Source organism: Streptococcus mitis (genome assembly GCF_946188375.1).
Lineage (GTDB): Bacteria > Bacillota > Bacilli > Lactobacillales > Streptococcaceae > Streptococcus > Streptococcus mitis_CX.
Genome location: NZ_CAMHUS010000001.1, coordinates 503,513 through 514,561, shown reverse-complemented (window position 1 = coordinate 514,561; position 11,049 = coordinate 503,513). Strand labels below are relative to the sequence as shown.

The 11,049-nt window shown below is 42.6% G+C and carries 9 protein-coding genes and 1 tRNA gene; 8 read left to right on the top strand and 2 right to left on the bottom strand.

From position 1 onward, the window contains the following. Positions 1-106: 106 nt before the first annotated feature. Positions 107-194: transfer RNA gene (locus N8M16_RS02525), tRNA-Ser, on the bottom strand. A 161-nt stretch (positions 195-355) separates the two neighbouring features. Here N8M16_RS02525 and N8M16_RS02520 point away from each other — a divergent pair. The 4 genes from N8M16_RS02520 (at position 356) to N8M16_RS02505 (ending at position 6,345) form a co-directional block, all read left to right on the top strand. Then, on the top strand, positions 356-1,096 hold the full coding sequence (locus N8M16_RS02520) for a DeoR/GlpR family DNA-binding transcription regulator (protein ID WP_000920651.1): 741 nt from the start codon (positions 356-358) through the stop codon (positions 1,094-1,096). Continuing rightward, the gene (gene pfkB / locus N8M16_RS02515; RefSeq protein WP_261069581.1) at positions 1,093-2,004 is read left to right on the top strand and encodes a 1-phosphofructokinase; all 912 of its coding nucleotides are present in this window, start codon (positions 1,093-1,095) and stop codon (positions 2,002-2,004) included. Before N8M16_RS02520 ends, pfkB begins: the two co-directional genes overlap by 4 nt. Continuing rightward, the gene (locus N8M16_RS02510; RefSeq protein ID WP_261069580.1) at positions 2,001-3,953 is read left to right on the top strand and encodes a fructose-specific PTS transporter subunit EIIC; all 1,953 of its coding nucleotides are present in this window, start codon (positions 2,001-2,003) and stop codon (positions 3,951-3,953) included. Before pfkB ends, N8M16_RS02510 begins: the two co-directional genes overlap by 4 nt. A gap of 88 nt (positions 3,954-4,041) precedes the next feature. Beyond that, a complete protein-coding gene (locus N8M16_RS02505) occupies positions 4,042-6,345 on the top strand; it encodes a DNA translocase FtsK (RefSeq protein WP_314725814.1) in 2,304 nt (767 codons plus the stop codon). Positions 6,346-6,389: 44 nt separating this feature from the next. Here the strand turns inward: N8M16_RS02505 and N8M16_RS02500 are convergent, their stop codons facing one another. Then, positions 6,390-6,818, bottom strand: coding sequence for a DUF6556 family protein (locus tag N8M16_RS02500; RefSeq protein ID WP_000073950.1), 429 nt, complete (start codon positions 6,816-6,818; stop codon positions 6,390-6,392). 138 nt (positions 6,819-6,956) lie between these two features. On the opposite strand from N8M16_RS02500, the gene N8M16_RS02495 reads away from it, so the two are divergent. The 4 genes from N8M16_RS02495 (at position 6,957) to N8M16_RS02480 (ending at position 11,044) form a co-directional block, all read left to right on the top strand. Beyond that, entirely contained in the window at positions 6,957-8,099 is a 1,143-nt protein-coding gene (locus N8M16_RS02495; protein WP_033685210.1) for a cysteine desulfurase family protein, read from the top strand. Positions 8,100-8,107: 8 nt separating this feature from the next. Beyond that, positions 8,108-9,322 (top strand): tRNA uracil 4-sulfurtransferase ThiI, encoded by a 1,215-nt coding sequence (gene thiI / locus N8M16_RS02490; protein WP_033685209.1) that lies wholly within the window; start codon positions 8,108-8,110, stop codon positions 9,320-9,322. Between the two features lie 136 nt (positions 9,323-9,458). After that, positions 9,459-10,283: an alpha/beta hydrolase gene (locus N8M16_RS02485; protein ID WP_033685208.1), complete on the top strand. Its 825-nt coding sequence runs from the start codon at positions 9,459-9,461 to the stop codon at positions 10,281-10,283. 20 nt (positions 10,284-10,303) lie between these two features. Next, positions 10,304-11,044, top strand: coding sequence for an esterase family protein (locus N8M16_RS02480; RefSeq protein ID WP_020903515.1), 741 nt, complete (start codon positions 10,304-10,306; stop codon positions 11,042-11,044). Positions 11,045-11,049: the final 5 nt, after the last annotated feature.

The following is an 11,049-nucleotide window of genomic DNA, read 5'->3' as shown; positions in this document are numbered from 1 at the left end:
AAAAGGACTTAGCCCTGTACAATACAGAACTAAATCCTTTGCTTAAATTAATTGTCTAACTTTTTGGGGTCAGTACAGATTTCTTGGGTATCTTTTTTAAAATAAACGGAAGACATGGGATTCGAACCCACGCACGCTGTTACACGCCTACCGCGTTTCCAACACGGCCTCTTAAGCCTCTTGAGTAATCTTCCAATACTTACTCAAATAGTCTACCATAAAGGCCCCTATCTTGCAATAAAAATTCTAGAAATAAGAAAAATGATAGATTTTGAAAGAAAATGACAAAAAATGCTTGACTTTGAAAGAAAGTGTGATAGAATGAATAGTGTAAACGATAACAGGAGGTGATTCAGTGTTAAAAACAGAGCGGAAACAACTGATTTTAGAGGAGTTAAATCAACATCATGTAGTTTCTCTAGAAAAATTAGTTAGTTTGCTAGAGACCTCAGAATCAACGGTTCGAAGAGACTTGGATGAGTTGGAAGCAGAAAACAAGCTTCGTCGTGTGCATGGTGGAGCAGAATTGCCCCATTCCTTGCAGGAAGAAGAAACCATTCAAGAAAAATCTGTCAAAAACCTTCAAGAGAAGAAGTTGTTAGCTCAGAAGGCAGCTTCTCTTATTAAGGAACAAGATGTCATCTTTATCGATGCTGGAACAACAACTGCTTTTTTGATTCATGAATTGGTTAATAAGAATATTACTGTTGTGACAAATTCGATTCACCATGCCGCTCAGTTGGTTGAAAAGCAGATTCCAACTGTCATGGTTGGAGGAAGTGTCAAGATGGCGACAGATGCTAGTATCGGGGGCGTTGCTCTTAACCAGATTAACCAATTGCACTTTGACCGTGCCTTTATCGGGATGAATGGTGTGGACGATGGTTATTATACGACTCCTGATATGGAAGAGGGAGCTGTGAAGCGTGCTATTTTAGAAAATGCCAAACAGACCTATGTCTTGGTGGATTCGTCTAAAATTGGACAAACTTGCTTTGCCAAGGTAGCACCACTCAAACGAGCTATTGTTATCACAAGTCAAGGGCATGAGCTCTTGCAGGCTATTAAGGAGAAAACGGAGGTAATAGAAGTATGATTTATACAGTCACACTCAATCCATCCATTGACTATATCGTTCGTTTGGATCAAGTTCAAGTCGGTAGTGTCAATCGAATGGACAGTGATGATAAGTTTGCTGGTGGGAAAGGAATCAATGTCAGTCGTGTCTTGAAACGCTTGGGTATTCCAAATACAGCGACTGGATTTATCGGAGGTTTTACTGGTGAATTTATCACAGATACTCTGGCAGAGGAAGAAATCGAGACACGTTTTGTCCAAGTGGCAGAAGATACTCGTATCAATGTTAAAATCAAAGCAGACCAAGAGACAGAAATCAACGGGACTGGTCCAAATGTTGAACCAGCTCAGCTAGAAGAATTGAAAGCTATTTTATCTAGTTTGACTGCAGAAGATACAGTTGTCTTTGCTGGTTCAAGTGCTAAGAATCTAGGCAATGTCATCTACAAGGATTTGATTGCCTTGACACGCAAGACTGGTGCGCAAGTCGTTTGTGATTTTGAAGGACAGACCTTGATTGATAGTTTGGACTACCAGCCACTTTTGGTCAAACCAAACAATCATGAACTTGGAGCGATTTTTGGAGTGAAACTCGAAAGTTTAGATGAAATCGAGAACTATGCTCGTCAGTTACTGGCCCAAGGTGCTCAAAACGTCATTATCTCCATGGCTGGGGACGGTGCACTTCTTGTCACATCTGAGGGAACTTACTTTGCTAAACCAATCAAAGGGACAGTCAAAAATTCAGTTGGGGCTGGTGACTCTATGGTTGCCGGATTCACAGGTGAATTTGTCAAATCAAAAGACGCAGTAGAAGCCTTCAAATGGGGAGTGGCTTGCGGAACGGCAACTACCTTCTCAGATGACTTGGCAACGGCCGAATTTATTAAAGAAACATATGAAAAAGTTGAGGTAGAAAAACTATGAAAATTCAAGACCTATTGAGAAAAGATGTCATGTTGCTGGATTTGCAGGCAACTGAAAAAACAGCTGTCATCGACGAGATGATTAAAAGTTTGACAGATCACGGTTATGTGACAGATTTTGAAACCTTTAAAGAAGGAATTTTGGCGCGTGAAGCTTTGACTTCTACAGGTTTGGGTGACGGTATAGCAATGCCTCACAGCAAAAACGCTGCTGTCAAAGAAGCGACTGTTCTCTTTGCTAAGTCAAACAAGGGTGTTGACTATGAGAGCTTGGATGGACAAGCAACTGACCTCTTCTTTATGATTGCGGCTCCAGAAGGTGCCAATGACACTCACTTGGCAGCCTTGGCAGAATTGTCTCAATACTTGATGAAAGACGGTTTTGCTGACAAACTTCGTCAAGCAACATCAGCTGACCAAGTCATTGAACTTTTTGACCAAGCTTCAGAAAAAACTGAAGAGCCTATTCAAGCCCCTGTCAATGACTCTGATGACTTTATCGTGGCTGTTACAGCTTGTACTACAGGTATTGCCCACACTTACATGGCTCAAGAAGCTCTTCAAAAAGTGGCTGCTGAAATGGGTATTGGTATCAAGGTTGAAACCAACGGTGCTAGCGGTGTTGGTAACCAACTAACTGCGGAAGACATTCGCAAGGCTAAAGCTGTTATCATTGCAGCAGACAAGGCCGTTGAAATGGATCGATTTGATGGAAAACCATTGATCAATCGTCCAGTTGCTGACGGAATCCGTAAGACAGAAGAGTTGATTAACTTGGCTATTTCAGGAGAAGCGGAAGTCTACCGTGCCGCTAATGGTGCAAAAGCTGCAACAGCCTCTAACGAAAAACAAAGCCTTGGTGGTGCCTTCTACAAACACTTGATGAGTGGTGTATCGCAAATGTTACCATTCGTTATCGGTGGTGGTATCATGATTGCCCTTGCCTTCTTGATTGACGGTGCTTTGGGTGTTCCAAATGAAAATCTTGGTAATCTTGGTTCCTACCATGAACTAGCTTCTATGTTCATGAAAATTGGTGGAGCTGCCTTTGGTTTGATGCTTCCAGTCTTTGCAGGATACGTTGCCTACTCTATCGCTGAAAAACCAGGTTTGGTAGCGGGTTTTGTAGCTGGTGCTATTGCCAAAGAAGGTTTTGCCTTTGGTAAAATCCCTTATGCAGCAGGTGGTGAAGCAACTTCAACTCTTGCAGGTGTCTCATCTGGTTTCCTAGGTGCCCTTGTTGGTGGATTTATCGCAGGTGCTTTAGTTCTTGCTATCAAGAAATACGTGAAAGTTCCTCGTTCACTTGAAGGTGCTAAATCAATTCTTCTTTTACCACTTCTTGGAACAATCTTGACTGGATTTGTCATGCTAGCTGTTAACATCCCAATGGCAGCAATCAACACTGCTATGAATGATTTCCTAGGCGGTCTTGGAGGAGGTTCAGCTGTCCTTCTTGGTATCGTCCTTGGTGGAATGATGGCTGTTGACATGGGTGGACCAGTCAATAAAGCGGCTTATGTCTTTGGTACAGGTACACTTGCAGCGACTGTTTCTTCAGGTGGTTCTGTAGCCATGGCAGCAGTTATGGCTGGAGGAATGGTTCCGCCACTTGCTATCTTTGTCGCAACTCTTCTTTTCAAAGATAAATTTACTAAGGAAGAACGTAACTCAGGTTTGACAAACATCATCATGGGCTTGTCATTTATCACTGAGGGAGCGATTCCATTTGGTGCCGCTGACCCAGCTCGTGCTATCCCAAGCTTCATCCTTGGTTCAGCAGTAGCAGGTGGCCTCGTTGGTCTTACTGGTATCAAACTCATGGCGCCACACGGAGGAATCTTCGTGATTGCCCTTACTTCAAATGCTCTTCTTTACCTCGTTTCTGTCTTGGTAGGAGCAATCGTAAGTGGTGTGGTCTATGGTTACCTACGCAAACCAAAAGCATAAAACTTAGATAGAAAATGAAAAGATTGGACCGTTTGGTGCAGTCTTTTTCTCTTCCCGAAATGCCTGTGAAATATGGTATAATAGAAGAATGGCAAACAAGAATACAAGTAAAACAAGACGGAGACCGTCTAAAGCAGAACTCGAAAGAAAAGAAGCGATTCAACGAATGTTGATTTCGTTGGGAATCGCGCTGTTATTGATTTTCGCAGCCTTCAAATTAGGGGCTGCAGGTATCACCCTTTACAATTTAATTCGCTTATTGGTGGGTAGCCTAGCTTATCTGGCAATATTTGGTATCCTGCTCTATCTCTTCTTTTTCAAGTGGATACGAAAACAGGAAGGGCTCCTATCTGGCTTTTTCACCATATTTGCAGGTTTGCTCTTGATTTTTGAGGCCTACTTAGTTTGGAAATATGGTTTGGACAAGTCGGTATTAAAAGGGACCATGGCTCAGGTTGTGACGGATCTGACTGGTTTTCGAACGACCAGTTTTGCTGGTGGAGGCTTGATTGGTGTTGGACTCTATGTGCCAACAGCCTTTCTCTTCTCAAATATCGGTACTTACTTTATTGGTTCTATCTTGATTTTAGTAGGTGCTCTCCTAGTCAGTCCTTGGTCTGTTTACGATATTGCTGAATTCTTCAGTAGAGGCTTTGCCAAATGGCGGGAAGGGCATGAGCGTCGAAAAGAGGAACGCTTTGTCAAACAAGAAGAAAAAGCTCGTCAAAAGGCTGAGGAAGAGGCTAGATTAGAACAAGAAGAGGCTGAAAAAGCCTTACTCGATTTGCCTCCTATTGATATGGAAACAGGTGAAATTCTGACAGCAGATGTTGTGCCTGACGTTCCACCTTTTCCAGAAGAAGAGTGGGTAGAACCAGAAATCATCCTGCCTCAAGCTGAACTTGAATTCCCTGAACAGGGAGATAACTCTGATGACGAAGATGTTCAGGTCGATTTTTCAGCCAAGGAAGCCCTTGAATACAAACTTCCAAGCTTACAACTCTTTGCCCCAGATAAACCAAAAGACCAGTCGAAAGAGAAAAAAATCGTTCGTGAAAACATCAAAATCCTAGAAGAAACTTTTGCTAGTTTTGGTATTAAGGTAACGGTTGAACGGGCTGAAATTGGGCCGTCAGTGACCAAGTATGAAGTCAAGCCAGCAGTCGGTGTACGGGTTAACCGCATTTCCAATCTAGCAGATGACCTCGCTCTAGCCTTGGCAGCCAAGGATGTCCGGATTGAGGCTCCAATACCTGGTAAATCCTTAGTCGGGATTGAGGTTCCTAACTCTGAGATTGCGACGGTATCCTTCCGCGAACTATGGGAACAATCTCAAACGAAAGCAGAAAATCTCTTAGAAATTCCTCTAGGAAAGGCAGTTAATGGCACCGCAAGAGCTTTTGACCTTTCCAAGATGCCCCACTTGCTAGTTGCAGGTTCAACGGGTTCAGGGAAGTCAGTAGCTGTTAACGGCATTATCGCTAGCATCCTCATGAAGGCGAGACCTGACCAAGTTAAATTTATGATGGTCGATCCCAAGATGGTTGAGTTGTCTGTTTACAATGATATTCCCCACCTCTTGATTCCAGTCGTGACCAATCCACGTAAGGCCAGCAAGGCTTTGCAAAAGGTCGTGGATGAAATGGAAAATCGTTATGAACTCTTTGCCAAGGTGGGAGTTCGGAATATTGCAGGTTTTAATGCCAAGGTAGAAGAGTTTAATGCTCAGTCTGAGTACAAGCAGGTTCCGCTACCACTCATTGTTGTAATTGTGGATGAGTTGGCTGACCTTATGATGGTAGCCAGCAAGGAAGTGGAAGATGCTATCATTCGTCTCGGACAGAAGGCGCGTGCTGCAGGTATCCACATGATTCTTGCAACCCAGCGTCCATCCGTTGACGTCATTTCTGGTCTGATCAAGGCCAATGTCCCATCTCGTGTCGCTTTCGCAGTTTCATCAGGAACAGACTCCCGTACTATTTTAGATGAAAATGGAGCTGAGAAACTGCTTGGACGTGGAGATATGCTCTTTAAACCAATTGATGAAAATCATCCAGTTCGTCTCCAAGGCTCCTTTATCTCGGATGACGATGTCGAACGCATCGTAAACTTCATCAAGGCTCAGGCGGATGCGGATTACGATGAGAGTTTTGATCCAGGTGAGGTTTCTGAAAATGACGGAGAATTTTCAGATGGTGAATCTGGTGGTGATCCGCTCTTTGAAGAAGCCAAGGCTTTGGTAATCGAAACCCAGAAAGCCAGCGCATCTATGATTCAGCGTCGTTTGTCAGTTGGATTTAACCGTGCGACCCGTCTCATGGAAGAGCTTGAGATGGCAGGTGTCATTGGTCCAGCTGAAGGTACCAAACCAAGAAAAGTTTTACAACAATAAAAAAATAGCTTCTTTCCAAGTTTGGAAGGAGGCTATTTTAGTGATTATTGATTAGTTTTATTTTCCGAAGTTGGGGTATTGGACTGTTTTTCATTTTCAGTAGCAGGTTTACTTGGAGTAGGAGTAGAAGAATCCTGAGTTGCTGCTTTCTGCTCTTCTTTTTTCTCTTCCTTGACGCTAGATTTTGGTGTTTCCTCTTGCTGTGTTTTTTCTTGAGAAGTGTTATTTTCCTTATTGGGACTAGTGTTTTCCTGAGGGGATTCCTTTTGAATTTCTTTGACAATTGTTGTCGTCTGGCTTGTCGTAGGTTCTTTTTTAGTGTTTTTGTTATTATCTAAGGCGTTCATGATAGTGATACTTGCAGTAATTAAGCCAAGGATACTACCGATAGTGGCAACAGTTTTTTGAAAGACCGTGAAGCCTTTTTTGATGTGTTCTGTTTTTGGTTTTGAAGTTCTACGATAATTAGACATATATTCTCTCCTTTAATTAAAATTTATTATACCGCATTTCTTTAAAAAAATCTTAAAAAAAGAGAAATTGCCCTTTCTTGTCGCAGGCTCCGTTTCATGATACAATAGAGGGAGTGATTTTAGAAAGCGTGAGAAAATATGATTTACTTTGATAATTCGGCGACGACCAAGCCCTATCCTGAAGCACTTGAAACCTATATGCAGGTCGCTTCAAAAATTTTAGGAAATCCATCTAGTCTCCATCGTTTGGGAGACCAGGCAACACGAATCTTAGATGCTTCTCGCCAACAGATTGCAGATTTAATCGGTAAGAAAAGCGATGAAATCTTCTTTACTTCTGGTGGGACAGAAGGAGATAACTGGGTCATCAAGGGTGTGACCTTTGAAAAGGCTCAGTTTGGAAAACACATCATTGTATCAGCCATTGAACATCCGGCAGTCAAAGAGTCAGCCCTCTGGTTGAAAAGTCAAGGATTTGAAGTAGATTTTGCTCCAGTTGATAACAAAGGATTTGTAAATGTTGAAGCGTTATCAGATTTGATAAGACCTGATACGACCCTCGTTTCCGTCATGGCTGTGAACAATGAAATCGGCTCGATTCAACCTATTCAAGCTATTTCAGAACTATTGGCAGACAAGCCAACTATTTCCTTCCACGTTGATGCGGTTCAGGCACTTGCCAAGATTCCGACTGAAAAGTATCTGACAGAACGAGTGGATTTTGCGACTTTCTCTAGTCACAAGTTTCACGGAGTTCGAGGTGTTGGATTTGTCTATATCAAGTCTGGCAAGAAGATTACGCCTCTTTTAACAGGTGGGGGTCAGGAACGTGATTACCGTTCGACAACTGAAAATGTGGCAGGAATTGCAGCGACTGCCAAGGCTCTCCGCTTGTCTATGGAAAAGCTAGATATCTTTAGGTGCAAGACTGGGCAGATGAAGTCAGTAATTCGTCAAGCACTTCTGGACTATCCAGATATTTTTGTCTTTTCGGATGAGGAAGACTTCGCCCCTCATATTCTGACTTTTGGAATCAAGGGTGTTCGTGGTGAAGTCATCGTTCACGCCTTTGAAGACTATGATATTTTCATCTCAACGACCTCTGCTTGTTCGTCCAAGGCTGGGAAACCAGCCGGAACCCTGATTGCCATGGGAGTGGATAAAGATAAGGCCCAGTCAGCTGTGCGTCTTAGCCTAGACCTTGAAAATGATATGAGTCAGGTCGAGCAGTTTTTGACCAAGTTAAAATTAATTTACAATCAAACTAGAAAAGTAAGATAGGAGCATTCATGCAATATTCAGAAATTATGATTCGCTACGGAGAATTATCAACCAAGGGTAAAAATCGTATGCGTTTCATCAATAAACTTCGCAATAATATTTCAGACGTTTTGTCTATCTATCCCCAAGTTAAGGTAACGGCAGATCGCGACCGTGCCCACGCTTATCTCAATGGAGCAGATTACACAGCAGTAGCAGAATCGCTCAAACAAGTTTTTGGAATTCAAAACTTTTCCCCTGTTTATAAGGTTGAAAAATCTGTAGAAGTTCTGAAGTCTGCTGTCCAAGAGATTATGAAAGATATCTACAAGGATGGCATGACCTTTAAAATCTCTAGCAAGCGTAGCGACCACACCTTTGAACTTGATAGTCGTGAACTCAATCAAACACTTGGAGGTGCTGTTTTCGAAGCCATTCCAAATGTGCAAGCTCAAATGAAAAGTCCTGACATCAATCTTCAGGTGGAGATACGTGAAGAAGCAGCCTATCTTTCTTATGAAACCATTCGTGGGGCTGGTGGTTTGCCAGTTGGAACTTCAGGTAAAGGGATGCTTATGTTGTCAGGAGGGATTGACTCACCTGTAGCAGGTTATCTTGCTTTGAAACGTGGAGTGGATATTGAGGCTGTTCATTTTGCCAGCCCACCTTACACGAGTCCAGGCGCTCTCAAAAAAGCCCAAGATTTGACCCGTAAATTAACCAAGTTTGGAGGAAATATCCAGTTTATCGAAGTTCCTTTTACAGAGATTCAAGAGGAAATCAAGGCTAAAGCACCAGAAGCCTACCTTATGACCTTGACGCGTCGTTTTATGATGCGGATTACTGACCGTATTCGTGAGGTACGAAATGGTTTAGTAATTATCAATGGGGAAAGTCTTGGTCAAGTAGCCAGCCAAACCTTGGAGAGCATGCAGGCTATCAATGCAGTTACCAACACTCCCATCATCCGTCCAGTTGTGACAATGGATAAGTTGGAAATCATTGACATTGCTCAGGAAATTGACACCTTTGAAATTTCTATCCAGCCTTTTGAAGACTGTTGTACCATTTTTGCGCCAGATCGTCCGAAAACAAATCCTAAGATTAAGAATGCGGAGCAGTATGAAGCTCGCATGGATGTTGAAGGTTTAGTTGAGCGAGCTGTAGCTGGAATCATGATTACTGAGATTACACCGCAGGCTGAAAAAGATGAAGTGGATGACTTGATTGACAATCTGCTCTAATCAGAAAATCCAGAAGAATTTAGAAAAATAGATGAAAAAGTTAGTTTTTAATTCCAAAAGTGGAAGCAAAACTAACTTTTTTTCTATAATTGTGATATAATAAAATAAAATTTTGAATATAGAGAGTTTTCTGACAATGAATCAATCCTACTTTTATTTAAAAATGAAAGAACACAAACTCAAGGTTCCTTATACAGGTAAGGAACGCCGTGTACGTGTTCTTCTGCCTAAAGATTATGAGAAAGACACGGATCGTTCCTATCCTGTTGTTTACTTTCATGACGGGCAAAATGTTTTTTATAGCAAGGAGTCTTTCATTGGCCATTCATGGAAGATTATCCCAGCTATTAAGCGTAATCCTGATATCAGTCGCATGATTGTCGTCGCCATTGACAATGATGGTATGGGGCGGATGAATGAGTATGCGGCTTGGAAGTTCCAAGAATCTCCTATCCCAGGACAGCAATTTGGCGGTAAGGGCGTGGAGTATGCCGAGTTTGTTATGGAGGTGGTCAAGCCATTTATCGATGAGACCTACCGTACTAAAGCTGACCGCCAGCATACGGCTATGATTGGGTCTTCACTAGGAGGAAATATTACCCAGTTTATCGGTTTGGAATACCAAGACCAAATTGGTTGCTTGGGCGTCTTTTCATCTGCCAACTGGCTCCATCAAGAAGCCTTTAATCGCTATATTGAACGAAAGAAACTATCGCCTGACCAGCGTATCTTTATCTATGTTGGAACTGAAGAAGCAGATGATACGGACAAGACCCTGATGGCTGGTAATATCAAACAAGCCTATATCGATTCGTCTCTTCGGTATTACCATGATTTGATAGCAGGTGGGGTACACTTAGATAATCTTGTCTTGAAAGTTCAGTCTGGTGCCATCCATAGTGAAATCCCTTGGTCGGAGAATTTACCAGACTGTCTGAGATTTTTTGCAGAGAAATGGTAAGTTAGAAAAGGAGAAAGCCAATGCATATTGAAAACCTTAGCCACTGGAGTGGTCATCTCAACCGTGAAATGTACCTCAACCGTTATGGACATGCTGGGATTCCAGTTGTGGTTTTTGCTTCATCAGGTGGCAGTCACAATGAATACTATGATTTTGGCATGATTGATGCCTGTGCTTCCTTTATCGAGGAAGGCCGTGTTCAGTTCTTTACCCTATCCAGTGTAGACAGTGAGAGCTGGTTGGCCACTTGGAAACATGGTCATGACCAGGCGGAGATGCATCGTACCTACGAACGCTATGTGATTGAAGAGGCCATTCCTTTTATCAAGCATAAGACAGGTTGGTTTGATGGTATGATGACGACAGGTTGCTCGATGGGCGCCTACCATGCTGTCAATTTTTTCCTCCAGCATCCAGATGTCTTTACCAAGGTGATAGCTCTTAGTGGTGTTTACGACGCACGTTTCTTTGTCGGCGATTACTACAATGACGATGCTATTTACCAAAACTCGCCAGTAGATTATATCTGGAACCAGAACGACGGCTGGTTTATTGATCGTTATCGTCAGGCAGAGATTGTGCTGTGTACGGGTCTTGGTGCATGGGAACAAGACGGTCTACCATCTTTCTACAAGCTCAAAGAAGCCTTTGACCAGAAACAAATTCCAGCCTGGTTTGCTGAATGGGGACACGATGTCGCCCATGACTGGGAATGGTGGCGCAAACAAATGCCTTATTTCCTTGGAAATCTCTATTTATAAAAGGA

Excerpts from the sequence above, each read along its gene's own strand:
- pfkB (WP_261069581.1), top strand. The coding sequence starts at position 1,093 with ATGATTTATACAGTCACACTCAATCCATCCATTGACTATATCGTTCGT.
- N8M16_RS02510 (WP_261069580.1), top strand. The coding sequence starts at position 2,001 with ATGAAAATTCAAGACCTATTGAGAAAAGATGTCATGTTGCTGGATTTG.
- N8M16_RS02505 (WP_314725814.1), top strand. The coding sequence starts at position 4,042 with ATGGCAAACAAGAATACAAGTAAAACAAGACGGAGACCGTCTAAAGCA.
- N8M16_RS02500 (WP_000073950.1), bottom strand. The coding sequence starts at position 6,818 with ATGTCTAATTATCGTAGAACTTCAAAACCAAAAACAGAACACATCAAA.
- N8M16_RS02495 (WP_033685210.1), top strand. The coding sequence starts at position 6,957 with ATGATTTACTTTGATAATTCGGCGACGACCAAGCCCTATCCTGAAGCA.
- thiI (WP_033685209.1), top strand. The coding sequence starts at position 8,108 with ATGCAATATTCAGAAATTATGATTCGCTACGGAGAATTATCAACCAAG.
- N8M16_RS02485 (WP_033685208.1), top strand. The coding sequence starts at position 9,459 with ATGAATCAATCCTACTTTTATTTAAAAATGAAAGAACACAAACTCAAG.
- N8M16_RS02480 (WP_020903515.1), top strand. The coding sequence starts at position 10,304 with ATGCATATTGAAAACCTTAGCCACTGGAGTGGTCATCTCAACCGTGAA.